Source organism: Klebsiella sp. CN_Kp073 (genome assembly GCF_040065495.2).
GTDB classification, from domain to species: domain Bacteria; phylum Pseudomonadota; class Gammaproteobacteria; order Enterobacterales; family Enterobacteriaceae; genus Klebsiella; species Klebsiella aerogenes.
Map to the genome: position 1 here is coordinate 1 of NZ_CM198051.1, position 24,710 is coordinate 24,710.

Annotated in this window: 22 protein-coding genes and 1 other annotated feature; of the genes, 20 read left to right on the forward strand and 2 right to left on the reverse strand. The window is 54.9% G+C overall.

The genetic code is table 11. The annotated features are described in order from the left end of the window. From dnaA to ABLV66_RS00065, 13 genes are all read left to right on the forward strand, one after another. Positions 1-1,401: a chromosomal replication initiator protein DnaA gene (gene dnaA / locus ABLV66_RS00005; protein ID WP_015703901.1), complete on the forward strand. Its 1,401-nt coding sequence runs from the start codon at positions 1-3 to the stop codon at positions 1,399-1,401. A 4-nt stretch (positions 1,402-1,405) separates the two neighbouring features. After that, on the forward strand, positions 1,406-2,506 hold the full coding sequence (dnaN, locus tag ABLV66_RS00010; protein ID WP_045378110.1) for a DNA polymerase III subunit beta: 1,101 nt from the start codon (positions 1,406-1,408) through the stop codon (positions 2,504-2,506). 207 nt (positions 2,507-2,713) lie between these two features. Beyond that, positions 2,714-3,787 (forward strand): DNA replication/repair protein RecF, encoded by a 1,074-nt coding sequence (gene recF, locus ABLV66_RS00015; RefSeq protein WP_045378107.1) that lies wholly within the window; start codon positions 2,714-2,716, stop codon positions 3,785-3,787. 28 nt (positions 3,788-3,815) lie between these two features. After that, positions 3,816-6,230, forward strand: a complete 2,415-nt coding sequence (gyrB, locus tag ABLV66_RS00020; RefSeq protein WP_032706564.1) for a DNA topoisomerase (ATP-hydrolyzing) subunit B — start codon at positions 3,816-3,818, stop codon at positions 6,228-6,230. A 202-nt stretch (positions 6,231-6,432) separates the two neighbouring features. After that, a complete protein-coding gene (gene yidA, locus ABLV66_RS00025) occupies positions 6,433-7,245 on the forward strand; it encodes a sugar-phosphatase (RefSeq protein WP_348877232.1) in 813 nt (270 codons plus the stop codon). Positions 7,246-7,560: 315 nt separating this feature from the next. Further along, positions 7,561-8,574 carry a hypothetical protein gene (locus ABLV66_RS00030; protein ID WP_072251479.1) on the forward strand — a complete coding sequence of 338 codons (1,014 nt, stop codon included), beginning with the start codon at positions 7,561-7,563 and terminating at the stop codon, positions 8,572-8,574. Continuing rightward, complete coding sequence (locus ABLV66_RS00035) at positions 8,571-9,710, forward strand: BamA/TamA family outer membrane protein (protein WP_047044608.1); 1,140 nt, start codon at positions 8,571-8,573, stop codon at positions 9,708-9,710. Before ABLV66_RS00030 ends, ABLV66_RS00035 begins: the two co-directional genes overlap by 4 nt. A gap of 233 nt (positions 9,711-9,943) precedes the next feature. Then, positions 9,944-10,633, forward strand: coding sequence for a D-galactonate utilization transcriptional regulator DgoR (dgoR, locus tag ABLV66_RS00040; RefSeq protein WP_015369039.1), 690 nt, complete (start codon positions 9,944-9,946; stop codon positions 10,631-10,633). Beyond that, positions 10,630-11,508, forward strand: a complete 879-nt coding sequence (locus ABLV66_RS00045) for a 2-dehydro-3-deoxygalactonokinase (protein ID WP_348877231.1) — start codon at positions 10,630-10,632, stop codon at positions 11,506-11,508. The genes dgoR and ABLV66_RS00045 overlap by 4 nt, the downstream gene beginning before the upstream one ends. Beyond that, a complete protein-coding gene (locus ABLV66_RS00050; RefSeq protein WP_047078166.1) occupies positions 11,492-12,109 on the forward strand; it encodes a 2-dehydro-3-deoxy-6-phosphogalactonate aldolase in 618 nt (205 codons plus the stop codon). The genes ABLV66_RS00045 and ABLV66_RS00050 overlap by 17 nt, the downstream gene beginning before the upstream one ends. After that, a complete protein-coding gene (gene dgoD / locus ABLV66_RS00055; protein ID WP_016946147.1) occupies positions 12,106-13,254 on the forward strand; it encodes a galactonate dehydratase in 1,149 nt (382 codons plus the stop codon). Before ABLV66_RS00050 ends, dgoD begins: the two co-directional genes overlap by 4 nt. 178 nt (positions 13,255-13,432) lie before the next feature. Next, positions 13,433-14,770 carry an MFS transporter gene (locus tag ABLV66_RS00060; protein WP_348877230.1) on the forward strand — a complete coding sequence of 446 codons (1,338 nt, stop codon included), beginning with the start codon at positions 13,433-13,435 and terminating at the stop codon, positions 14,768-14,770. 51 nt (positions 14,771-14,821) lie between these two features. Beyond that, complete coding sequence (locus ABLV66_RS00065) at positions 14,822-16,048, forward strand: YidR family protein (RefSeq protein WP_047078167.1); 1,227 nt, start codon at positions 14,822-14,824, stop codon at positions 16,046-16,048. Between the two features lies 1 nt (position 16,049). On the opposite strand, the gene ABLV66_RS00070 is transcribed toward ABLV66_RS00065, so the two are convergent. After that, the gene (locus ABLV66_RS00070; RefSeq protein ID WP_348877229.1) at positions 16,050-16,379 is read right to left on the reverse strand and encodes a YceK/YidQ family lipoprotein; all 330 of its coding nucleotides are present in this window, start codon (positions 16,377-16,379) and stop codon (positions 16,050-16,052) included. Between the two features lie 233 nt (positions 16,380-16,612). Next, positions 16,613-16,687, forward strand: a sequence feature (ROSE (Repression Of Heat Shock gene Expression) occurs in the 5'-region of heat shock genes and acts as an RNA thermometer to modulate expression.). Between ABLV66_RS00070 and ibpA the strand changes: the two genes are divergently transcribed. The 5 genes from ibpA to ABLV66_RS00095 all read left to right on the forward strand — a co-directional run bounded on the left by ibpA (position 16,681) and on the right by ABLV66_RS00095 (position 20,666). Continuing rightward, a complete protein-coding gene (gene ibpA / locus ABLV66_RS00075; RefSeq protein WP_015703892.1) occupies positions 16,681-17,094 on the forward strand; it encodes a small heat shock chaperone IbpA in 414 nt (137 codons plus the stop codon). It overlaps the preceding feature by 7 nt. Positions 17,095-17,210: 116 nt before the next feature. Beyond that, a complete protein-coding gene (gene ibpB / locus ABLV66_RS00080; protein ID WP_348877228.1) occupies positions 17,211-17,639 on the forward strand; it encodes a small heat shock chaperone IbpB in 429 nt (142 codons plus the stop codon). 234 nt (positions 17,640-17,873) lie between these two features. Next, on the forward strand, positions 17,874-18,212 hold the full coding sequence (locus ABLV66_RS00085) for a hypothetical protein (RefSeq protein WP_348877227.1): 339 nt from the start codon (positions 17,874-17,876) through the stop codon (positions 18,210-18,212). Then, positions 18,209-18,565: a hypothetical protein gene (locus tag ABLV66_RS00090; protein WP_319822770.1), complete on the forward strand. Its 357-nt coding sequence runs from the start codon at positions 18,209-18,211 to the stop codon at positions 18,563-18,565. Before ABLV66_RS00085 ends, ABLV66_RS00090 begins: the two co-directional genes overlap by 4 nt. A gap of 439 nt (positions 18,566-19,004) precedes the next feature. Then, the gene (locus tag ABLV66_RS00095) at positions 19,005-20,666 is read left to right on the forward strand and encodes a putative transporter (RefSeq protein ID WP_047078169.1); all 1,662 of its coding nucleotides are present in this window, start codon (positions 19,005-19,007) and stop codon (positions 20,664-20,666) included. On the opposite strand, the gene ABLV66_RS00100 is transcribed toward ABLV66_RS00095, so the two are convergent. Continuing rightward, the gene (locus tag ABLV66_RS00100) at positions 20,634-21,380 is read right to left on the reverse strand and encodes a GntR family transcriptional regulator (protein WP_348877245.1); all 747 of its coding nucleotides are present in this window, start codon (positions 21,378-21,380) and stop codon (positions 20,634-20,636) included. The two genes, ABLV66_RS00095 and ABLV66_RS00100, sit on opposite strands and share 33 nt — an antisense overlap. A 297-nt stretch (positions 21,381-21,677) precedes the next feature. On the opposite strand from ABLV66_RS00100, the gene ABLV66_RS00105 reads away from it, so the two are divergent. Beyond that, positions 21,678-23,300, forward strand: coding sequence for an alpha-glucoside-specific PTS transporter subunit IIBC (locus ABLV66_RS00105; protein ID WP_047044625.1), 1,623 nt, complete (start codon positions 21,678-21,680; stop codon positions 23,298-23,300). Further along, the gene (locus ABLV66_RS00110) at positions 23,297-24,619 is read left to right on the forward strand and encodes a 6-phospho-alpha-glucosidase (protein WP_020077628.1); all 1,323 of its coding nucleotides are present in this window, start codon (positions 23,297-23,299) and stop codon (positions 24,617-24,619) included. Before ABLV66_RS00105 ends, ABLV66_RS00110 begins: the two co-directional genes overlap by 4 nt. Positions 24,620-24,710: the final 91 nt, after the last annotated feature.

A 24,710-nucleotide genomic window follows, 5' to 3' on the forward strand; every position in this document is an offset into this window, starting at 1 on the left:
GTGTCACTTTCGCTTTGGCAGCAGTGTCTTGCCCGATTGCAGGATGAGTTACCAGCCACAGAATTCAGCATGTGGATCCGCCCATTGCAGGCGGAACTGAGCGATAACACGCTGGCACTGTATGCGCCAAACCGTTTTGTGCTCGATTGGGTAAGGGACAAATACCTTAATAATATCAATGGGCTCCTCAATGACTTTTGTGGTGCGGACGCCCCACAGCTGCGCTTTGAAGTGGGCGCGAAGCCTGCGGCGCCGTCCCACCAGGGTACGGCCAACGTCGCCACGGCGATCCCGGCCGCTCAGGTGCAAACCGCGCGCGTCGCGCCGGCTGTCGCCCGTCAGGGCTGGGATAACGTTCCGGCGCCGGCAGAGCCCACCTACCGTTCCAACGTCAACGTCAAGCATACGTTTGATAACTTCGTCGAAGGTAAATCTAACCAGCTGGCACGCGCGGCGGCGCGTCAGGTGGCCGATAACCCTGGCGGCGCGTATAACCCGCTGTTCCTATATGGCGGCACCGGTCTGGGTAAAACCCACCTGTTGCACGCCGTCGGCAACGGCATTGTGGCGCGTAAGCCAAATGCTAAAGTGGTCTATATGCACTCCGAGCGTTTCGTGCAGGACATGGTAAAAGCCCTGCAGAACAACGCCATCGAAGAATTTAAACGCTATTACCGCTCCGTTGACGCCCTGCTGATCGATGATATTCAGTTCTTCGCCAATAAAGAGCGTTCGCAGGAAGAGTTCTTCCACACCTTTAATGCCCTGCTGGAAGGTAATCAGCAGATCATCCTCACTTCGGATCGTTATCCAAAAGAGATCAACGGCGTTGAGGATCGTCTGAAATCGCGCTTTGGCTGGGGCCTGACGGTGGCGATCGAGCCGCCTGAGCTGGAAACCCGCGTTGCGATCCTGATGAAAAAAGCCGATGAGAACGACATCCGCCTGCCGGGCGAAGTCGCATTCTTTATCGCCAAGCGTCTGCGTTCGAATGTGCGTGAGCTGGAAGGGGCGCTGAACCGCGTCATTGCTAACGCCAACTTTACCGGCCGGGCTATCACCATTGATTTCGTGCGCGAAGCGCTGCGCGATTTACTGGCGCTGCAGGAAAAATTAGTCACCATCGACAATATTCAAAAGACGGTGGCGGAGTATTACAAGATTAAGGTAGCGGACCTGCTGTCCAAACGCCGCTCCCGTTCGGTGGCGCGCCCACGCCAGATGGCGATGGCGCTGGCCAAAGAGCTGACTAACCACAGCCTGCCGGAAATCGGCGATGCGTTTGGCGGCCGCGACCATACCACCGTGCTGCACGCCTGCCGTAAGATTGAGCAGTTGCGTGAAGAAAGCCACGACATTAAAGAAGATTTTTCCAATTTAATCAGAACATTATCCTCGTGACGCTATGAAATTTACCGTAGAACGTGAACATTTATTAAAACCGCTGCAACAGGTGAGCGGTCCGTTAGGTGGTCGTCCGACGCTGCCGATTCTCGGTAACCTGCTGCTTCAGGTCGCGGACGGCACGCTGTCGCTAACCGGTACCGATCTGGAAATGGAAATGGTCGCGCGCGTGTCGCTGATTCAGCCGCACGAAGCGGGCGCTACCACCGTTCCGGCGCGTAAATTCTTTGATATCTGCCGCGGCCTGCCAGAAGGCGCGGAGATCGCCGTGCAGCTTGAGGGCGACCGTATGCTGGTGCGCTCAGGCCGCAGCCGCTTCTCGCTGTCGACCCTGCCTGCCGCCGATTTCCCGAATCTCGACGACTGGCAGAGCGAAGTGGAATTTACCCTGCCGCAGGCGACGATGAAGCGCCTGATTGAAGCCACCCAGTTTTCGATGGCGCACCAGGACGTTCGTTACTACTTAAACGGCATGCTGTTTGAAACCGAAGGTAGCGAACTGCGCACCGTCGCCACCGACGGCCACCGTCTGGCGGTTTGTTCAATGCCGCTGGAAGAGTCGCTGCCGAACCATTCGGTGATCGTCCCGCGTAAAGGGGTGATTGAGCTGATGCGTATGCTTGACGGCGGCGATACGCCGCTGCGCGTGCAGATCGGCAGCAACAATATCCGCGCTCACGTCGGCGATTTTATCTTCACCTCGAAGCTGGTTGATGGCCGTTTCCCGGACTATCGCCGCGTATTGCCGAAAAACCCGGATAAACACCTTGATGCCGGCTGCGACATTCTCAAGCAGGCTTTCGCCCGCGCGGCAATCCTCTCGAACGAGAAATTCCGCGGCGTGCGGCTGTACGTCAGCGAGAACCAGCTGAAAATCACCGCTAACAACCCGGAACAGGAAGAGGCGGAAGAGATCCTTGACGTGACCTACGCCGGAACGGAGATGGAGATTGGCTTCAACGTTAGCTATGTGCTGGATGTGCTCAATGCGCTGAAATGCGAGAATGTGCGCATTCTGCTGACGGATTCCGTATCGAGCGTGCAGATTGAGGATGCGGCTTCACAATCCGCCGCCTATGTTGTTATGCCTATGAGATTGTAGAATCTGCAAAGGGGCTGGTTTACTTGCCATTTCGCCTTCCGGCAGTGCTCGACAAAACGCTATGCGTTTTGGACGTCTGTAAGACGGTCCGAAGGACGAGCGGAGCGAGCAAATGCTCGCGTACTTCGTGTACGCTCCGCTTTCTGCGCGCTGGCGGTAGACGAACTGGCTGCGGCACCCACGCCCCTTGAATGATGACGAGTTGATATGTCGCTATCCCGACTCCTGATCAAAGATTTCCGCAATATTGAAAATGCGGATCTCGCTTTATCCCCCAGCTTTAACTTCCTGGTTGGCGCAAACGGCAGCGGCAAAACCAGCGTACTGGAAGCTATCTATACGCTCGGCCATGGTCGGGCGTTTCGTAGTTTGCAAATTGGCCGGGTGATTCGCCACGAGCAGGATTCGTTTGTCCTGCACGGGCGTTTACAGGGCGAAGAGCGCGAAACCGCCATTGGCCTGACCAAAGACAAGCAGGGCGACAGCAAGGTGCGTATCGACGGCACCGATGGCCACAAGGTGGCGGAACTGGCGCACCTGATGCCGATGCAGCTGATCACGCCGGAGGGGTTTACTTTACTCAACGGCGGCCCCAAATACAGAAGAGCGTTCATTGATTGGGGATGCTTTCATAACGAAGCCGGATTCTTCACCGCCTGGAGCAACCTGAAGCGCCTGCTGAAACAGCGCAACGCCGCGCTGCGCCAGGTGAGCCGATATGCGCAACTGCGGCCGTGGGACCTGGAATTAATCCCGTTGGCGGAACAAATCAGCCGCTGGCGTGCCGAATACAGCGCCGCTATTGTCGAAGACATGGCGGATACCTGTCAGCAATTTTTACCGGAATTCACCCTCACCTTCTCTTTCCAGCGCGGCTGGGAAAAAGAAACGGACTACGCCGAGGTGCTGGAGCGGAATTTCGAACGCGACAGAATGTTAACCTACACCGCCCACGGTCCGCATAAAGCGGATTTTCGCATTCGCGCCGATGGGGCGCCGGTGGAAGATACCTTGTCGCGCGGGCAGCTTAAGCTGCTGATGTGCGCCCTACGACTGGCGCAGGGCGAGTTCCTGACCCGCGAAAGCGGGCGGCGCTGCCTGTACCTGATAGATGATTTTGCCTCGGAGCTTGACGATGCCCGGCGCGGGCTGCTTGCCAGCCGCTTAAAAGCCACGCAATCGCAGGTTTTCGTCAGCGCAATCAGCGCTGAACACGTAATGGACATGTCGGACAAAAATTCGAAGATGTTCACCGTGGAAAAGGGTAAAATAACGGATTAACCCAAGATTAAATGAGCGAGAAACGTTGATGTCGAATTCTTATGACTCCTCCAGTATCAAAGTCCTGAAAGGGCTGGATGCGGTGCGTAAGCGCCCGGGTATGTATATCGGCGACACGGATGACGGCACCGGTCTGCACCACATGGTATTCGAGGTTGTGGATAACGCTATCGACGAAGCGCTCGCAGGTTACTGTAAAGACATCGTTGTTACTATCCACAGCGATAACTCCGTCTCCGTACAGGATGACGGTCGCGGCATCCCAACCGGCATTCACCCGGAAGAGGGCGTCTCCGCGGCGGAAGTTATCATGACCGTCCTGCACGCCGGCGGTAAATTCGATGATAACTCCTATAAAGTGTCCGGCGGTCTGCACGGCGTAGGCGTCTCGGTGGTTAACGCCCTGTCGCAGAAGCTGGAGCTGGTTATCCAACGCGATAACAAAGTCCACAAACAAATTTATGAGCACGGCGTGCCGCAGGCGCCGCTGGCGGTAACCGGCGAAACCGAAAGCACCGGTACCATGGTGCGTTTCTGGCCAAGCCTGGAAACCTTCACCAACGTCACTGAATTCGAATACGAAATCCTGGCGAAACGTCTGCGCGAGCTGTCGTTCCTGAACTCCGGGGTCTCTATCCGCCTGCGTGATAAGCGCGACGGTAAAGAAGACCATTTCCACTACGAAGGCGGCATCAAGGCGTTTGTTGAGTATCTCAACAAGAACAAAACGCCGATCCACCCCAATATCTTCTATTTCTCCACCGAAAAAGACGGTATCGGCGTTGAAGTGGCGCTGCAGTGGAACGACGGTTTCCAGGAAAATATCTACTGCTTTACCAACAACATTCCGCAGCGCGACGGCGGTACTCACCTGGCGGGCTTCCGCGCGGCGATGACCCGTACCCTGAACGCCTACATGGATAAAGAAGGCTACAGCAAAAAAGCGAAAGTCAGCGCCACCGGCGACGATGCGCGTGAAGGCCTGATTGCCGTGGTTTCCGTGAAGGTGCCGGATCCGAAGTTCTCCTCACAGACCAAAGACAAGCTGGTCTCCTCCGAGGTGAAATCGGCGGTTGAACAGCAGATGAACGAACTGCTGAGCGAATACCTGCTGGAAAACCCGTCCGATGCGAAAATCGTGGTCGGCAAAATTATCGACGCCGCGCGTGCGCGTGAAGCCGCGCGTCGCGCCCGTGAAATGACCCGTCGTAAAGGCGCGCTTGACCTGGCAGGCCTGCCGGGCAAACTGGCGGATTGTCAGGAACGCGACCCGGCGCTGTCTGAACTGTACCTCGTGGAAGGGGACTCCGCGGGCGGCTCTGCGAAACAGGGCCGTAACCGTAAGAACCAGGCTATCCTGCCGCTGAAGGGTAAAATCCTCAACGTTGAGAAAGCCCGCTTCGATAAAATGCTCTCTTCTCAGGAAGTGGCCACGCTGATTACCGCGCTGGGCTGCGGCATCGGTCGCGATGAGTACAACCCGGATAAGCTGCGTTATCACAGCATCATCATCATGACCGATGCGGACGTCGACGGCTCGCACATTCGTACCCTGCTGTTGACCTTCTTCTATCGTCAGATGCCGGAAATCGTGGAGCGCGGTCACGTTTACATTGCTCAGCCGCCGCTGTACAAAGTGAAGAAAGGCAAGCAGGAACAGTACATTAAAGACGACGAAGCGATGGATCAGTACCAGATCTCCATCGCGCTCGACGGCGCGACCCTGCACACCAACGCCAGCGCACCGGCCTTAGCCGGCGAGTCTCTGGAAAAACTGGTGGCCGAGTACAACGCGACGCAGAAAATGATTGGCCGCATGGAGCGCCGTTTCCCGAAAGCGATGCTCAAAGAGCTTATCTATCAGCCGACGCTGGCCGAAGCCGATCTGAGCAACGAGCAGACCGTCACCCGCTGGATTAACCAGCTGATCAGCGAGCTGAACGAAAAAGAGCAGCACGGCAGCCAGTGGAAGTTTGATATTCGTGAAAACAGCGAACTGCAGCAGTTCGAGCCGATCGTGCGCGTGCGTACCCACGGCGTCGATACCGACTACCCGTTGGATAACGAGTTCATCACCGGCGCGGAATACCGCCGCATCTGCACCCTCGGCGAGAAGCTGCGCGGGCTTATCGAAGACGACGCGTTTATCGAACGCGGCGAGCGCCGCCAGCCGGTAGCCAGCTTCGAACAGGCGCTCGACTGGCTGGTTAAAGAGTCGCGTCGCGGCCTCTCTATCCAGCGTTATAAAGGTCTGGGCGAGATGAACCCGGATCAGCTGTGGGAAACCACCATGGATCCAGACAGCCGCCGCATGCTTCGCGTCACCGTGAAGGATGCGATTGCCGCCGACCAGCTGTTCACCACCCTGATGGGCGATGCCGTTGAACCGCGTCGCGCCTTTATCGAAGAGAACGCCCTGAAAGCGGCGAACATCGATATCTAAGCCTGTATTTCCCCGGTGACATGATGTCTACCGGGGCTACGGTTTTGCTAAACCCGGTACGCGTTGCGCTGCCGGGTTTTTCTTTTGCGGCAAAAGGGGAATCCGCCTGCGCAATCCATCCTCGTTTTCTCCCGCTGCGAGAGCTGTTTTTTGAGCGGAATCGCGTTAGCATGAGTGAAGACTCATCTTACCCGGGGATCCCATGGCTATTAAACTGATTGCAATTGATATGGACGGCACGCTGTTGCTGCCGGACCATACCATTTCTCCGGCGGTGAAAACCGCCATCGCGGCAGCACGCGCCCGCGGCGTTAACGTGGTGCTGACGACCGGCCGCCCGTACGCTGGTGTCCATAGCTACCTGAAAGAGTTGCACATGGAACAGCCGGGCGACTACTGCATCACCTATAACGGCGCGCTGGTTCAGAAAGCCAGTGACGGCAGCACCGTGGCGCAAACGGCGTTAAGCTACGATGATTATCGCTTCCTTGAGCAACTCTCTCGCGAAGTTGGCTCGCACTTCCACGCGCTCGATCGTAATACGCTCTATACCGCGAACCGCGATATCAGCTACTACACGGTGCATGAATCCTACGTGGCGACCATTCCGCTGGTATTCTGCGAAGCAGAAAAGATGGACCGTAATATTCAGCTGCTGAAAGTGATGATGATCGATGAGCCTGCCGTTCTCGATCGGGCTATCGCCCGTATTCCGGCGGAAGTGAAAGAGAAGTATACCGTGCTGAAAAGTGCGCCGTACTTCCTCGAAATCCTCGATAAACGCGTCAATAAAGGCACCGGCGTGAAGTCGCTGGCCGATACGCTGGGCATCAAGCCGGAAGAAATTATGGCGATTGGCGATCAGGAAAATGATATCGCGATGATTGAATTTGCCGGCGTCGGCGTGGCGATGGATAACGCTATCCCGACCGCTAAAGAAGCGGCGAATTTCGTCACCAAATCGAACCTTGAAGATGGCGTTGCCTTCGCCATTGAAAAATACGTTTTAGCCTAAGCGCATTTCGGGCCCGGAATTCTCCGGGCCTCAGACTGCTGACAAAGAAGGAAAAAGCGTGGTTTTTCCTTCTTTGTGGTTATCAACCGAAAATCAATAAATTGATTTTCCATGTTTTTTGTCTGGTGCAATCTGTAAGTGCAACGGTTGCATGAGGTTTGTCATCAATCTCAGGCCCGGAATTCTCCGGGCCTGTCTTCTCTTTTTTCATGAATAGATGTTAATCCGCATTTAAATCCCTTAATCAGTATCCGGGATTCTATAAGCTACCCGCCCCCTTTTAACAATACGTTAATAACTAACATCATATTTCCTATGAATAAAAATCACTTTTTGATGTTGGTTGCGCTGCCTTTCTCCTCTCTTCAGGTCTGCGCGGCCGCAGAACCAACAACCCAACTTGAACCCGTATACGCCTGGCACGATAGCGAACCGGCGGATCTGCCCGCGCCTGACAATAGTCAGGCCGCGGCGCCGGAATCGACATCGGTATTGCCCTTTTTAGGTGATGAAGCCAGAAAACACGGCTACGTCCTGCCGCTGCCGTTTGGCGTCGGCGTTAACTATATGGATATGCGGCAAAATATTAATGTCGATAGCATTAATTTTACCGGCTTATCGTTAGGTAATTTTTCACTGGATAACGCCTTCCAGATTGGCGTCGGTAATACGCGGGAAAGCAGTAAAACCGAGACCCTTAAGCTGGATGCCTGGCTGCTGCCGTTTATGAACGTCTATGGCCTGGTTGGACATACTAAAGGCCATTCTATCTCGCAAATCGCCGTCGGTCTGAAAGGGCCGAATGGTAAAGTAGTACCTATGCCAGGTATGCAGGATCTTGATTTTCGTCTTGATTTTAAAGGCACTACCTACGGCGTCGGTACCACGCTGGTGGGCGGCGTCGGCAACTGGTTCACGGTATTAGATGCCAACTATACGCAGACGCGTTTTGATATTCTCGACGGCAGCATTGATGCTTTTACCTTTTCGCCGCGTTTGGGCTATCGTTTCAATACGCCGTCGGTAGATGCGCTGCATCTGCCGAACGGGAAGCTGAATGTCTGGGTAGGCAGTATGTATCAGGATGTGCAGCAGGAATTTAAGGGCAGCCTGAACGATCTGTCGATGCCGTCGACGATGCTGCAAAACATGGTCAATCTTGCCAACAAGAACGGCAACGGTCGCTTTGATGTGAAACAGCATCTGCAGTCGCCGTGGAACGTGCTGGTGGGCGCGCAGTATGAGATGACCCGGAACTTTAATATCACTACGGAGTTTGGTTTTGCCGAACGTAACAGCTTCTTTATCGCCGGCGAGTATCGCTTTTGAGCCGACCGTTTAACCCTATCCTGCTGTTGCTAACATGCCTTGTTATTGGGCAGGCGCAGGCGCAGGCGCTCAGCCGCGAAAAAATCGACGGCTGGTTGCAGAGCCTTGGCGCCAGCGACAAGTTTGACGCCAGCAAAGGCATCGACTGGGGCGTCATGCCGGGGCCATTTTATACGCCGGAGCTGGGGCTTGGGCTGGGTACGGCGGTCGTTGGCATGTATCGCCCGGACCCAAGTGACACCATCAGCCAGAACTCCACGCTGACGCTTAGCGGCTACGTTAGCTCCACCGGCGCATTTGGCCTCAGCGTTAAAAACTATGCTTTTTTCGACAACGATTTGTGGCGGGTATTTGTTGAAGGCTCGATGGCCAACACGCCGACATACTACTGGGGACAAGGTTTTCACGCCGGCGACAAAGACAATGAGAAAGAAAAATATACCGCCCAGGTGCTGACCCTGCGCCCGATGGTCTACCGGCAGCTCATCGATAATGTTTATCTGGGAGCGGGGTGGTCGCTGGCGGCGCAAAATGCCGATGAGATGGACCATGACGATCTGCCGAAAATAGAAAACACCCCACAGGGGCCGTCGGTATTCAGCTCCGGCGCCAGTATTGATATCAACTGGGACGATCGCGATTTTGTCCCCAACCCACGCAAGGGCCAGTATGCCGATTTTCGCTATACCCACTATGCGCCGGGACTCGGCAGCGACACGCGATTTGATGAGTTTCGCCTGCACTACAGCCGCTATCAGGCCCTGAGCGATAAAAGCGTGCTGGCCTGGGAAGCGGATGGCACCTTCACCCAGGGCGATGTGCCGTGGAGCATGATGCCGCTACTCGGCAGCGATGAACGTATGCGCGGCTATTACCAGGGGCGCTACCGCGATAAAAACGTGGTCAGCTCTCAGCTTGAATACCGTCGTCAGTTGACGTGGCGACACGGCGTTGTTGCCTGGGTCGGCGCGGGCACCATGGGGCCATCCATTGATTCACTGAATGATGGACGCTGGCTACCTTCGGCGGGCGTCGGCTACCGCTTTGAATTCAAACCTCGCGTTAATATTCGCCTCGACTACGGTATCGGTAAGGGCAGCAGCGGCTTTTACTTCCAGGTCGGCGAAGCGTTCTAACTCTTATTTACCCTCCTTTCCTGCTTTGACGGCGCCATCTGTCGTGGTCACAGGCATTTTTATTTTTATGGGTTGTTCTTTTTGTGATCTAAATTGTAGTACAACACAATCATGTTGTACTACATTGAGCTCATGACGACGACGCCTGACATCACGCTAGTAGTACAAAAGTGAGGCGAAATTCGACAGCGACGGTAAAGTAGAGCAGTACACATAGAGCATAAGGACTCTCCATGACTCTCAATAAAACCGATCGCATCGTGATCACGCTGGGCAAACAGATTGTCAGCGGTAAGTACGTACCGGGTTCGGCGCTACCGGCCGAAGCGGAACTGTGTGAAGAGTTTGAAACTTCGCGCAACATCATCCGCGAAGTGTTTCGCTCGCTAATGGCGAAGCGGCTGATCGAAATGAAGCGTTATCGCGGCGCGTTTGTCGCTCCCAGAAACCAGTGGAACTACCTCGATACTGAGGTTCTGCAGTGGGTACTGGAAAATGATTATGACCCGCGTCTTATCAGCGCGATGAGTGAAGTGCGTAATCTGGTAGAGCCCGCCATTGCACGCTGGGCGGCGGAACGCGCCACCTCAAGCGATCTGGCGGAAATCGAGTCGGCGCTCAATGACATGATCGCCAACAACCAAAACCGGGATGCCTTTAACGAGGCCGATATTCGTTACCACGAAGCGGTGCTGCAGTCAGTACATAACCCGGTTTTGCAGCAGCTTAGCGTGGCGATCAGTTCGCTGCAGCGGGCGGTATTTGAACGGACCTGGATGGGCGATGAAGGCAACATGCCGAAAACCCTCCAGGAACATAAAGCGCTATTTGACGCCATTCGGCATCAGGATAGCGACGCGGCGGAGCAGGCGGCGTTGACGATGATCGCCAGCTCGACACGAAGGCTCAAGGAAATCACATGACGGCTCGCTACATCGCAATAGATTGGGGATCGACGAATTTACGCGCCTGGCTTTATCAGGGCGAAGAATGCCTGGAAAGCAGGCAATCTGAAGCAGGCGTAACGCGCCTGAACGGTCGCTCTCCCGCTGCGGTGTTAGCGGAAATTACCCAACACTGGCGCGATGGCGCCACACCGGTGGTGATGGCAGGTATGGTTGGCAGCAACGTGGGCTGGAAAATCGCCCCTTATTTGCCGCTTCCTGCCGCTTTCTCGGACATTGGCCAGCAGTTAACTGCCGTTGGCGACAATATCTGGATAATTCCCGGTCTTTGCGTTTCCCGTGACGATAACCATAACGTCATGCGTGGAGAAGAAACGCAACTGCTGGGCGCACGCGCCTTAGCGCCTTCATCTGTCTACGTGATGCCGGGAACCCACTGCAAGTGGGTACTGGCCGATCGCCTGCAAATTCACGATTTTCGTACCGTTTTGACCGGTGAGTTGCATCATCTGTTGCTTCAGCACTCGCTGGTGGGCGCCGGCTTACCGCCGCAGGAGACGTCCACCGACGCATTCGCGGCAGGTCTGCAGCGCGGTATCAACAACCCCGCCGTCCTGCCGCAGCTGTTTGAAGTTCGCGCTTCGCACGTGCTGGGCGTGCTGCCTCGCGAGCAGGTTAGCGAATTTCTTTCCGGCCTGCTGATTGGCGCTGAAGTTGCCACCCTCAGCGACACGTTCGCCGGGCAGCAGGCTATTAGCCTTGTCGCCGGGTCATCGTTAACGTCCCGCTATCAGCAGGCATTTGCCGCCATTGGCCGCGAAGTCACCGCGGTTGCGGGCGATACGGCATTTCAGACAGGAATAAGGAGCATCGCTTATGCAGTGGCAAACTAACCTTCCGCTTATCGCTATCCTGCGCGGTATTACGCCAGACGAGGCGCTGGCTCACGTTGGCGCCGTTATTGACGCCGGTTTCGACGCGGTCGAAATCCCGTTGAACTCGCCGCAGTGGGAGAAGAGTATTCCGCAGGTCGTCGACGCTTACGGCGAGCAGGCGCTTATCGGTGCGGGCACCGTGCTGCAACCGGAGCAGGTCGACAGGCTGGCGGCCATGGGCTGTCGGCTGATTGTGACGCCAAACATTCAACCGGAAGTGATCCGGCGTGCGGTGGGTTACGGCATGGCCGTGTGCCCAGGCTGCGCCACCGCCAGCGAAGCCTTCAGCGCCTTGGATGCCGGCGCGCAGGCGCTGAAAATTTTCCCGTCATCGGCTTTTGGCCCGGATTACATCAAAGCGTTGAAAGCCGTGCTACCGCCGGAGGTTCCGGTCTTTGCCGTCGGCGGCGTGACGCCGGAAAACCTGGCGCAGTGGATTAATGCCGGCTGTGTGGGGGCAGGGCTGGGTAGCGATCTCTATCGCGCCGGCCAGCCGGTTGAACGTACCGCGCAGCAGGCAGCCGCATTCGTAAAAGCGTATCGAGAGGCAGTGAAATGAAAATAACCAACATCACCACGTACCGTTTACCCCCACGCTGGATGTTCCTGAAAATTGAAACCGATGAAGGCATTGTCGGCTGGGGCGAACCGGTGATTGAAGGGCGCGCCCGCACGGTAGAGGCGGCCGTTCATGAATTTGGCGACTATCTGATTGGCCAGGATCCGGCGCGGATTAATGACCTGTGGCAGGTGATGTACCGCGGCGGCTTTTACCGCGGCGGCCCGATTATGATGAGCGCCATCGCCGGTATTGACCAGGCATTATGGGATATTAAAGGTAAGGTCCTGAATGCCCCGGTCTGGCAACTGATGGGCGGGCTGGTGCGCGACAAAATTAAAGCCTACAGCTGGGTGGGCGGCGACCGCCCCGCCGAAGTGATTGACGGGATTAAGAAACTGCGCGGCATTGGTTTCGACACCTTTAAATTAAACGGCTGCGAAGAGATGGGGCTCATCGATAATTCCCGCGCGGTTGATGCGGCGGTGAATACCGTGGCGCAAATCCGCGAAGCGTTTGGCAATGAAATTGAGTTTGGTCTCGATTTTCATGGCCGCGTTAGCGCGCCGATGGCTAAGGTATTAATTAAAGAGCTGGAGCCATATCGCCCATTATTTATTGAAGAACCGGTATTAGCCGAGCAGGCGGAATATTATCCACGGCTGGCGGCGCAAACGCATATTCCAATTGCCGCCGGCGAACGTATGTTCTCGCGCTTTGAATTTAAACGGGTACTGGAAGCGGGCGGGGTGGCTATTTTACAGCCCGATTTGTCGCACGCAGGCGGTATTACCGAATGCTATAAAATTGCCGGAATGGCGGAAGCCTATGACGTTGGGCTGGCGCCGCACTGCCCGCTGGGGCCGATCGCGCTGGCCGCTTGTCTGCACGTCGATTTCGTTTCACATAACGCGGTCTTCCAGGAGCAGAGTATGGGGATCCACTACAACAAAGGTGCAGAACTGCTTGATTTTGTGAAAAATAAAGAAGATTTCAATATGGAAGGCGGCTTCTTTAAACCTCTGATGAAGCCGGGGCTGGGCGTAGAAATTGATGAGGCCCGCGTGATTGAGTTGAGTAAAAATGCGCCGGACTGGCGAAATCCGTTGTGGCGGTATGAGGATGGCTCTGTCGCCGAATGGTAAATGCGCGTCATACTTCGCACTGGCGATGCGTTGGCTGCATTTTCTTACCCTGGTCACATACTATTGTATGCATCCCAGGGATGCGAAAATTTGCCGCCTTTCCCCAGCACGAATTATTTAGCGCATCGCAACATAGTTATTAATAAAAAACAAAAACACCCTCTGTAAATTACCGGGCATGGTGAGCGGCTTCGCTATGCCCAAAATCTGGAGACAGATTGCGATGGATATTTCAGTTACCGCTGTAAAAACCGGGCGTCGCCGTTATCTGACGCTCATCATGATCTTTATTACCGTGGTTATTTGTTATGTTGACCGCGCCAACCTCGCCGTCGCCTCGGCGCATATTCAGGAGGAGTTTGGTATTAGCAAAGCGGAAATGGGCTACGTATTTTCCGCCTTTGCCTGGCTGTATACCCTCTGTCAGATCCCTGGCGGTTGGTTCCTTGACCGCGTGGGATCCAGACTCACCTACTTTATCGCTATATTTGGCTGGTCGGTGGCGACGTTGCTACAAGGTTTCGCCACCGGCTTAATGTCGCTGATTGGTTTACGCGCCATTACCGGCATCTTCGAAGCGCCAGCCTTCCCGACCAATAACCGCATGGTGACCAGTTGGTTCCCGGAGCACGAACGCGCCTCCGCCGTCGGGTTTTATACCTCGGGGCAATTTGTGGGCCTGGCCTTCCTCACGCCGCTACTGATCTGGATCCAGGAGCTATTAAGCTGGCATTGGGTATTTATCGTTACCGGCGGTATCGGCATTATCTGGTCGTTAATCTGGTTTAAGGTTTATCAACCACCGCGCCTGACTAAAAGCATCAGCAAAGCCGAACTCGACTATATCCGCGACGGCGGCGGCCTGGTGGATGGCGATGCGCCGCTGAAGAAAGAGGCGCGGCAACCGTTATCGAAAGCGGACTGGAAGCTGGTCTTTCACCGTAAGCTGGTTGGCGTTTACCTTGGGCAGTTCGCGGTTACCTCGACGCTGTGGTTCTTCCTGACCTGGTTCCCGAACTACTTAACCCAGGAAAAAGGCATTACCGCGCTGAAGGCCGGCTTTATGACCACGGTGCCCTTCCTCGCCGCGTTTTTTGGCGTCCTGCTCTCCGGCTGGCTGGCGGATAAGCTGGTGAAAAAAGGCTACTCGCTGGGCGTGGCGCGCAAAACGCCGATTATCTGCGGGCTGCTGATCTCCACCTGCATCATGGGGGCGAACTATACCAACGACCCCGTTTGGATCATGGCGTTGATGGCGCTGGCATTCTTCGGCAACGGTTTTGCATCTATCACCTGGTCGCTGGTCTCCTCCCTGACGCCGATGCGCCTGATCGGCCTGACTGGTGGGGTCTTTAACTTTGTTGGCGGGCTGGGCGGCATCACCGTCCCGCTGGTGATTGGCTATCTGGCGCAGGATTACGGCTTTGGCCCGGCGCTGGTTTATATCTCCGTGGTGGCGCTGATAGGCGCGCTGTCTTATATCCTGCTGGTCGGCGATGTGAAACGTGTAGGCTAAATTTTGGCGATACGCTACCCTGATGCGTAAGTCTCGCATCAGGGTATCGTCATGAAACAAGTCACTTTTGCTCCCCGTCACCATCAGCTTACCAATATCAATACCTGGACCCCGGACAGCCAGTGGCTGGTTTTCGACGTGCGCCCGTCGGGGGCCTCTTTCACCGGCGAGACCATTGAACGGGTGAATATCCATAGCGGCGCCGTTGAAACGCTGTATCGCGCCGCTGACGGCGCCTGCGTTGGCGTGGTCACCGTGCACCCGACGCAAGATAAATACGTTTTTATTCACGGTCCGGAACACCCGGACGCCAACTGGCATTACGATTTTCATCACCGTCGCGGGGTGGTTAACTGGCAGGGCGAAACCCGCAATCTGGATGCGCTGGATATTACCGCGCCTTATACTCCCGGCGCGCTGCGCGGCGGCAGCCATGTTCATGTCTTCAGCCCTGACGGCCAGTTCGTTAGCTTCACCTATAACGACCACGTACTTCACGAATACGATCCGGCGCTGGATCTGCGCAACGTTGGCGTAGCCGCGCCCTATGGCCCGGTGAGCCCGCAGGGCGCCCATCCCCGCGAATATGCCGGCAGCCACTGGTGCGTGCTGGTAAGCCGTACCACGGCGAACCCAGGACCCGGCAGCGATGAGATCAATCGCGCTTATGAAGAGGGGTGGGTCGGCAATCATGCACTAGCCTTTATCGGCGATACGCTGGCGGAAAACGGCGACAAAGTGCCTGAACTGTTTATTGTGACGCTGCCCCGGGATGAGGCAGGGTGGAAGCGGCAGGGCGATGCGCCGCTGGCCGGAAGTGCAACGACGATGCCCGCGCCGCCGGCAGGCGTCAGCCAGCGTCGTTTGACCTTTACCCACCAGCGCCGCTATCCGGGGCTGGTGAATGTGCCGCGCCATTGGGTACGCGCCAATCCGCAGGCCACCGAGATTGCCTTTCTGATGCGTGATGATGCAGGCATTGTACAGCTGTGGCTTATCCCGCCTGCGGGCGGCGAGCCGCGCCAGCTGACACATACTGCTACGGGGATTCAGTCGGCGTTTAACTGGCATCCATCGGGCGCGTGGCTGGGATGCGTGGTGGAAAACAAAATCGCGCTCTGCGATGCCCGCAGCGGCGCGGTAAGTTATTTGACGACCGATCGCGAAAATCCGCCGTCCGCGGATGCCGTCGTATTTTCGCCGGATGGCAAATACCTGGCGTGGATGGAAGACGTCGACGGTTATCGCCAGTTGTGGATAACCGAAACGCAGCGCTAGCTTAGCGCGAAGGCATTGGCGCTGGCGGGATAACGGAGTTGGTCGCCAGCGTCTCCTGCTCGCTTTTCTCGACGCGCGATTTTACCGAGCTGTCGGTACGGAACATATCCCACGGCAGCAGCAGCGTGTCCATGACCGCGGTGAACGGCATATCGAGGGCCACCAGCGATTTCACGCCCCAGTTGGTTTCGTCGTCGCCCAGCGTATGGGCGCTGGAGCGCGTGCCTGGGTAGGTTCCTTCCTTGCCGCCGGTATGCGACATTACGCTGGAGCAACCGCCCACACTAATCATCCCGCTGAACAGGACCAGCTTTAACAATCCGCTTTTCATCACTCTTCCGTCATTTTATCGGGGTTACTTCGGTTATAACGAGCCGTCCCGTGAATGCCTAGCGTTATTGCACTGCACTGTGGCGAGTATCGCACTTTGCCTTTTGTGCTTTGCAACCAGTCTAAGCATTCGCCAGCAAACTGCAAAAAAATTTGGCCGAAAAGGCCTTGAAAAGCGTCGGGGCACACCCATTTTAGTAGTGTCACCCAATGAGGATACGCCTGAGGGGTATTCCGGGTCATAACGGCTTGTCCATGATGGAAAGCCATTGAATTCTCGCTGATTTCAGGAGCTATTTACTATGCGTAATTTCGATCTCTCCCCGCTTTATCGTTCTGCTATTGGTTTCGACCGTCTGTTCAACCTGTTAGAAAATAATCAAAGCCAGGGCAACGGCGGCTACCCTCCGTATAACGTTGAATTAGTAGATGAAAACAATTACCGCATCGCGATTGCCGTCGCCGGTTTTGCGGAAAGCGAATTAGAGATAACCGCGCAAGACAATCTTCTGGTGGTGAAAGGCTCCCATGCCGCCGAGCAGAAAGAGCGCACCTACCTGTACCAGGGGATCGCGGAGCGTAACTTCGAGCGTAAATTCCAGCTCGCCGATAACATTCATATTCGCGGCGCTAACCTGGTCAACGGCCTGTTGTATATCGATCTGGAACGTGTGATTCCGGAAGCGAACAAACCGCGCCGTATCGAAATTAACTAATTGCCCGCTTCAGGCCGCGCGGCGGCCTGAATAAACAACTTGCTCGCCGTCAGGGAGCAGATGCGAATTCGCTGAATTCGCAGGTACCTACTCGCTTCTCAGAAGGAGAAAACACTATGCGTAACTACGATTTATCCCCACTGCTGCGTCAATGGATCGGTTTTGACAAACTGGTTAACGCCCTGCAAACCGCCGGTGAAAGCCAAACCTTCCCGCCCTATAACATCGAAAAAAGCGACGATAACCATTACCGCATTACCCTCGCGGTAGCCGGGTTCCGTCAGGAAGATTTGGATATTCAGCTGGAAGGTACGCGTCTGACCGTTAAAGGCACGCCGCAGGCGGCTGAAAAAGAGACCAAATGGCTGCATCAGGGGCTGGTGAATCAGGCCTTTAGCCTGAGTTTCACCCTCGCGGATAATATGGAAGTCTCTGGCGCCACCTTCACCAACGGCTTGTTACATATCGACTTAACCCGCCACGAGCCGGAAGTCGCCGCCCCGCAGCGTATCGCCATTAGCGAGCGCCCGGCGCTGAATAGTTAATTAAGCAACATCGCTTTCAAGCCCCGATAATTCGGGGCTTTTTTGTGCGTGAAAGCGCATTAAATCACCTTGCTGCAACAGATGTTTCAGTTTAAAAACGAATGCTTGCCATATAAGCTTACTAAAACAAGGGATATGTTATGAATGAACGGCAGTCACTTGAAGTGAGGGGAGCGGCCACCCGTTCCAGTGATGCAGTTAACAGCTATTATGATAAATGAAGCAAGGAGCGATATGTACTACCGGAATGAAGTTCAGCGATATTTTAAAAATAATAGAATCTTAGCTTTGAAATTTGATAGGGCTCTGTCCAGTGTCAGAGTGGGGGTGTCAAATCAGATTGAAATGATAGGTTCAGGAGCTAAAAGAGCGTTGTATTATTCCTCATGCTTTACCAGTGAATATCAGGATGTCTGCAAGCAACAAAAGCAAGAGGATATAAGATTTACAATAGGTCTTGGTCGTGTTATTGAAGGGGATAGTGTGGTTTTTGAAATGGTTAAGGTTTATTTTGATGAGATTTTTAAGTCCAAAACGACACAGCAATTAGAAAAAATAAAAAAATCCTCATGACTGTAAATATTCACATAGCAGCAAGCACCTTGACACAACAGGGCTTTTCTCTGGGGGTGGCATCGGCTGTCGCAGTAAGTACAAATGTAAGCTTTAGCATGAGTGCATTAACCGGTCGGGCTGCTGGTATAGCTGTTGGGATTGCTGGAGTATATGGCATTGTACAAAAAGCTGCTGAGAGTGCTAATCAACTGCGCTCGCTTCATCCATGGTATTATTTTGCATTATATTCAAAGGGGCTGGAAATGATGTATTTTCTTGTCTCATCTATATTTGAAAAGGCCGGTGCATTTAGAGTGCATCAAATCTCTGATGATGATATTGCTGATATTATTAAACGAATGATTAGGTAGATGATATGGGGTTTGTGAAGTCACTTTTGAAACGGTTTTTTAAAACGTTAATATCAGCTTATGTTCCAGCTTTGTTGGTTGTTATATTCGCCGTTGTGTTTTTCAGATTTTTCCCTGAAGGTCCTGTTTGGCCTGTGGGGGTATTTGTTATTTTTATTATTTATGTCTTTGCCCGCTATGTTAAGTAGGATGTATTTTAATGATGAGGAGCTTCAATAACGATCGATTCAAAATCCGCAGGCCCCTCGAGTCTTCTACGCAAAGCGCACCTTGCAGCGGCGTCCCTACTGCGCCTGTCGAGTAAAAAGTGCTGCAAAAAAGAAAAATGCTCCCGAGTAGCGGAGCTACTCCGCAATTATTGTGCGCCATGCGGCATACAACCCACCTGGCAGCAGTCATAATCCCTGTTAATGATAATGTTATTCACAGGGAAAATAGTATGAGTGATATAGCATTGACCGTCAGCGTGTTGGCGCTGGTTGCGGTGGTGGGATTGTGGATCGGCAATGTCAAAATCCGCGGCGTTGGCTTTGGTATCGGCGGCGTGCTGTTTGGCGGCATTATCGTGGGCCACTTCGTGGATCAGGCAGGGATTACGCTGAGCAGCCCGATGCTGCATTTTATCCAGGAATTTGGCCTTATTCTCTTCGTTTATACCATCGGTATTCAGGTCGGTCCGGGCTTTTTTGCCTCGTTACGCGTCTCCGGCCTTAAGCTCAATCTGTTCGCGATCCTTATCGTCGTACTTGGCGGGCTGGTGACGGCGATCCTGCATAAACTGTTCAATATTCCGCTTCCGGTCGTTCTCGGCATCTTCTCTGGGGCGGTCACTAACACCCCCGCGCTTGGCGCCGGGCAGCAAATCCTGCGCGACCTTGGCCTGCCGTTTGATGTCGTCGATCAGATGGGGATGAGTTACGCGATGGCCTACCCGTTTGGTATCTGCGGCATTTTGCTGACCATGTGGCTGGTGCGGCTGTTCTTTCGCATCAATGTGGAAAAAGAGGCGCAGCAGTTTGATGAGAGCAGCGGTAACGGCCATGCTCATCTGCATACCATTAACGTGCGGGTGGAGAACCCGAACCTGAATAATATGGCGATTCAGGACGTGCCAATGCTCAACAGCGACAAAATAATCTGCTCGCGGTTAAAGCGCGATGAGCTATTGATGGTGCCGGCGCCGGCTACGCTTATCCAGCATGGCGACCTGCTGCACCTGGTCGGGCGGCCGGAAGATTTACATAACGCGCAGTTGGTGATTGGTAAAGAAGTGGCGACTTCGCTCTCAACGCGCGGTACCGATCTCAAAGTGGAACGCGTGGTGGTCACGAACGAGAAGGTATTAGGGAGGAAAATCCGCGATCTGCACTTTAAACAACGCTATGACGTCGTGATCTCGCGGCTTAATCGCGCCGGGGTGGAGCTGGTGGCCAGCAGCCATGCCAGCCTGCAGTTTGGCGACATTCTTAACCTGGTTGGGCGGCCTCAGGCCATTGACGCGGTGGCCAATGAACTCGGCAACGCGCAGCAAAAGCTGCAGCAGGTGCAGATGCTACCGGTGTTTATCGGCATTGGTCTCGGGGTGCTGCTGGGGTCTATTCCGCTGTTTATTCCCGGTTTCCCGGCGGCGTTGAAACTGGGGCTAGCCGGCGGGCCGCTGATTATGGCGCTCATCCTCGGGCGTATCGGCAGCATCGGTAAGCTGTACTGGTTTATGCCGCCGAGCGCCAACCTGGCGCTGCGCGAACTCGGTATTGTGCTGTTTCTGGCGGTGGTGGGGCTGAAATCCGGCGGCGATTTTGTCGACACCCTGCTCCACGGAGAGGGGCTCAGCTGGATAGCCTACGGTATTTTCATCACCGCTATCCCGCTGCTGACGGTGGGCATACTGGCGCGGATGCTGGCGAAGATGAACTATCTGACCCTCTGCGGCATGCTGGCGGGCTCAATGACCGACCCGCCGGCGCTGGCCTTCGCCAACAACCTGCACGCCACCAGCGGCGCGGCGGCGCTCTCCTACGCCACGGTTTATCCGCTGGTGATGTTCCTGCGGATAATCACCCCTCAACTACTGGCCGTGCTGTTCTGGGGGCTGAGTTAGCGGGCTCTGTGCCTGGACCCGGCGCAGGTGGTAATCCACCTGATACTCGCTGGCGTTGCGGAACATCACGGAATAGTTAAGAAACTCGCCGCTATCGCTGTAGGAAAGCGAGGTAATGCGCAGCAGCGGCGTCTGCTCCGGCACGTTCATTGAGCGTGCCAGCTGTTTATCCGCCAGTACCGGGGTGAGGGTTTCATAGTTGCCGCTGATGGTGATACCGCACTCTTTCTCGATATAGTCGAACTTCGACCCCTCCAGATGACCCAACGACAGATGGCGGAACAGTTTAACCGGCATATAACTGTCCTCCAGCATTAGCGGTTTACCATCGACGTAGCGCACCCGGCGTGAGAAATAGATCCGTTCATCAATTTTAATTCGCAGCTGACTGGCGATAGCCGGCGGCGCGGGCATCACTTCGAATATCAACACCTGACTCACCACTTCTTTACCCTGCTGGCGCAGAACTTCCGCCAGCCCGATCAGGTTGCTGGTCTCATGGTGTACATCTTTGCGCGCGACATAGGTGCCGGAGCCGTGGCGGCGCACCACTAATCCACTTTCCACCAGCAGGTCAATGGCTTTGCGAATCGTCATGCGCGCCACGCCGAACTCCTGCGCCAGTTTTTTCTCGCCCGGTAACGGGCTGCCAATGTTGAAATCGGAAGAGTTGAGCCGTAAACGCAGTTTGTCAGCAATAGATTTGTAGATCACCAGTAGACCTCTATTCGTCATTGATGAATCAGCGATAGCCAGCTGACGTGAATTATAAAATTATAAAAAACAATAAATTAAAAACTATAAGTGACATTGATTTCGTCACCTCAATTCATCGTGTCTATGTTTTACGCAAAAAGTAGACAACATTGACCGAATTAAAACCATGAATGCGATCACGAATCGCAGCGGCGCAGCATGTTGCCGACGGGGCGAATTCCTATGCTCGAAGCAGGCCGGTAAAGAACAAAAAAAGGCCACTTACCCTACGAGTTGTTACATGAGGATTTTCAAATGCTCAGTCAAATACAACGCTTTGGCGGCGCCATGTTTACCCCGGTTTTGCTGTTCCCATTCGCCGGGATTGTGGTGGGTATCGCCATTATGCTGCGTAATCCGATGTTTGTCGGCGAAGCGCTCACCGCACCCGATAGCCTGTTCGCGCAAATTGTTCACATCATTGAAGAGGGCGGCTGGACCGTCTTTCGTAATATGCCGCTGATTTTCGCCGTCGGCCTGCCGATTGGCCTGGCGAAGCAGGCCCAGGGCCGGGCCTGCCTGGCGGTACTGGTCAGTTTTCTTACCTGGAACTACTTCATCAACGCCATGGGGATGACCTGGGGCCACTTCTTCGGCGTTGATTTCACCCTGGATCCCACGGCGGGAAGCGGCCTGACGATGATTGCCGGGATTAAAACCCTGGATACCAGCATTATCGGGGCCATTGTGATCTCCGGCATCGTCACCGCGCTGCACAATCGTTACTTCGATAAACCGCTGCCGGTGTTCCTCGGTATTTTTCAGGGATCGTCGTTCGTGGTGATAGTTGCTTTTCTCGCGATGATCCCTTGTGCCTGGCTTACGCTGCTCGGCTGGCCGAAGGTACAGATGGGGATTGAGTCGCTACAGGCTTTCCTGCGCTCAGCCGGCGCGCTCGGGGTGTGGGTTTACATCTTTCTTGAGCGCATTTTGATCCCGACCGGCCTTCATCACTTTGTCTATGGGCCATTTATCTTTGGTCCGGCGGTAGTGGAAGGCGGCATCCAGGTCTACTGGGCGCAGCATCTGCAGGAATTTAGCCAGAGCGTTGAACCGTTGAAAGCGCTGTTCCCTGAGGGCGGTTTTGCGCTGCATGGCAATTCGAAAGTCTTTGGTTCGGTGGGTATTGCGCTGGCGCTTTACTTCACCGCCGCGCCGCAAAACCGGGTGAAGGTCGCCGGTTTGCTGATCCCCGCCACCCTGACCGCGGTGCTGGTGGGCATTACCGAGCCACTCGAGTTTACCTTCTTGTTTATCTCGCCGCTGCTATTTGCCGTGCATGCGCTGCTGGCGGCCACCATGGCGACGGTGATGTATATCTGCGGCGTCGTGGGGAACTTCGGCGGCGGCCTGCTCGATCAGTTCCTGCCGCAAAACTGGATCCCGATGTTCCATCACCACGCGTCGATGATGTTTATCCAGATAGGCATCGGCCTCTGCTTTACCGGCATCTACTTCGTCATCTTCCGCACCCTGATCCTACGCCTGAACCTGAAAACGCCGGGTCGCGAAGACAGTGAAATCAAGCTTTACAGCAAAGCGGATTATCAGGAGGCGCGCGGTAAAACCAGCGTGGCGGCAGCTGCGGAAAACAAGCTGGGCCAGGCCGCCGGCTTCCTGCAGGCGCTGGGCGGAGCCGGCAATATTGAAAGCATCAATAACTGCGCCACCCGACTGCGTATCGCGCTGGTGGATATGGCGAAAACGCAAAGCGACGAGGTGTTTAAAGCGCTCGGCGCTCACGGCGTGGTCCGCCGCGGCAACGGCATTCAGGTCATTGTTGGTCTGCATGTCCCGCAGGTTCGCGACCAGCTGGAAACCTTAATGAAAGATTCTTTATCGACCGAACACACCACCATGACGGAGGCAGTATCATGAAAAAATTCTCAGTTGTTATCGCAGGCGGCGGCAGCACCTTTACCCCTGGCATCGTTTTAATGCTGTTGGCAAACCGCGATCGTTTCCCGCTGCGGGCGCTAAAATTTTATGACAACGACGGCGCGCGTCAGGAGACTATCGCCGAAGCCTGTAAAATTATCCTCAAAGAACAGGCGCCAGAGATTGAGTTCAGCTACACCACCGACCCGCAGGCCGCCTTTAGCGATGTCGACTTCGTGATGGCGCACATCCGCGTCGGCAAATACCCGATGCGCGAGCAAGATGAAAAAATACCGCTGCGCCACGGCGTGTTGGGTCAGGAAACCTGCGGACCGGGCGGGATTGCCTATGGTATGCGCTCTATCGGCGGCGTGCTGGAGTTGGTGGATTATATGGAGAAATATTCGCCAAACGCCTGGATGCTCAACTACTCCAACCCGGCGGCAATAGTGGCTGAAGCCACCCGTCGCCTGCGGCCTAATGCTAAAATTCTCAATATTTGCGATATGCCGATCGGCATTGAAGGGCGGATGGCGCAAATCGTCGGGCTGAAAGACCGCAAACAGATGCGCGTGCGTTACTACGGCCTTAATCACTTCGGCTGGTGGACCTCGATTGAAGATCTCGACGGCAACGATTTGATGCCGAAACTGCGCGAGTATGTGGCGAAATACGGCTATGTACCGCCATCGAACGACCCGCACACCGAAGCCAGCTGGAACGATACGTTTGCCAAAGCGAAAGATGTACAGGCGCTGGATCCGCAAACGATGCCAAACACTTACCTGAAATATTATCTGTTCCCGGATTACGTGGTCGCGCACTCCAACCCGGAGCGTACCCGCGCGAATGAGGTAATGGATCATCGGGAGAAAAACGTCTTTAGCGCCTGCCGGGCGATTATTGCCGCCGGTAAATCTTCCGCGGGCGATCTGGAGATCGACGAACACGCGTCGTATATCGTCGATTTAGCGACGGCTATCGCCTTTAACACTCAGGAACGAATGTTGTTGATTGTGCCGAACAATGGCGCAATCCATAACTTTGATGCCGACGCGATGGTAGAGATCCCTTGTCTGGTCGGTCATAACGGACCGGAGCCGTTGACGGTGGGCGATATTCCGCATTTCCAGAAAGGGATGATGAGCCAGCAGGTGGCGGTGGAAAAACTGGTGGTGGATGCGTGGGAGCAGCGTTCATATCACAAGCTGTGGCAGGCGATTACGCTATCGAAAACCGTACCGAGCGCCTCGGTGGCGAAAGCGATCCTCGATGACCTGATTGCCGCCAATAAAGCGTACTGGCCTGAGCTGCATTAACCCTCGCTTTACCGGCATCCATCGGGTGCCGGTTCTTCTCTCCTGTTCGTGATTTAGGCTATGCTGTGGCCTGTTTGCGTGACGAACAAGG

Coding starts and splice junctions, on each gene's coding strand:
- dnaN (WP_045378110.1), top strand. CDS start 1,406: ATGAAATTTACCGTAGAACGTGAACATTTATTAAAACCGCTGCAACAG.
- recF (WP_045378107.1), top strand. CDS start 2,714: ATGTCGCTATCCCGACTCCTGATCAAAGATTTCCGCAATATTGAAAAT.
- gyrB (WP_032706564.1), top strand. CDS start 3,816: ATGTCGAATTCTTATGACTCCTCCAGTATCAAAGTCCTGAAAGGGCTG.
- yidA (WP_348877232.1), top strand. CDS start 6,433: ATGGCTATTAAACTGATTGCAATTGATATGGACGGCACGCTGTTGCTG.
- ABLV66_RS00030 (WP_072251479.1), top strand. CDS start 7,561: ATGAATAAAAATCACTTTTTGATGTTGGTTGCGCTGCCTTTCTCCTCT.
- dgoR (WP_015369039.1), top strand. CDS start 9,944: ATGACTCTCAATAAAACCGATCGCATCGTGATCACGCTGGGCAAACAG.
- ABLV66_RS00045 (WP_348877231.1), top strand. CDS start 10,630: ATGACGGCTCGCTACATCGCAATAGATTGGGGATCGACGAATTTACGC.
- ABLV66_RS00050 (WP_047078166.1), top strand. CDS start 11,492: ATGCAGTGGCAAACTAACCTTCCGCTTATCGCTATCCTGCGCGGTATT.
- dgoD (WP_016946147.1), top strand. CDS start 12,106: ATGAAAATAACCAACATCACCACGTACCGTTTACCCCCACGCTGGATG.
- ABLV66_RS00060 (WP_348877230.1), top strand. CDS start 13,433: ATGGTGAGCGGCTTCGCTATGCCCAAAATCTGGAGACAGATTGCGATG.
- ABLV66_RS00065 (WP_047078167.1), top strand. CDS start 14,822: ATGAAACAAGTCACTTTTGCTCCCCGTCACCATCAGCTTACCAATATC.
- ABLV66_RS00070 (WP_348877229.1), bottom strand. CDS start 16,379: ATGAAAAGCGGATTGTTAAAGCTGGTCCTGTTCAGCGGGATGATTAGT.
- ibpA (WP_015703892.1), top strand. CDS start 16,681: ATGCGTAATTTCGATCTCTCCCCGCTTTATCGTTCTGCTATTGGTTTC.
- ibpB (WP_348877228.1), top strand. CDS start 17,211: ATGCGTAACTACGATTTATCCCCACTGCTGCGTCAATGGATCGGTTTT.
- ABLV66_RS00085 (WP_348877227.1), top strand. CDS start 17,874: ATGTACTACCGGAATGAAGTTCAGCGATATTTTAAAAATAATAGAATC.
- ABLV66_RS00090 (WP_319822770.1), top strand. CDS start 18,209: ATGACTGTAAATATTCACATAGCAGCAAGCACCTTGACACAACAGGGC.
- ABLV66_RS00095 (WP_047078169.1), top strand. CDS start 19,005: ATGAGTGATATAGCATTGACCGTCAGCGTGTTGGCGCTGGTTGCGGTG.
- ABLV66_RS00105 (WP_047044625.1), top strand. CDS start 21,678: ATGCTCAGTCAAATACAACGCTTTGGCGGCGCCATGTTTACCCCGGTT.
- ABLV66_RS00110 (WP_020077628.1), top strand. CDS start 23,297: ATGAAAAAATTCTCAGTTGTTATCGCAGGCGGCGGCAGCACCTTTACC.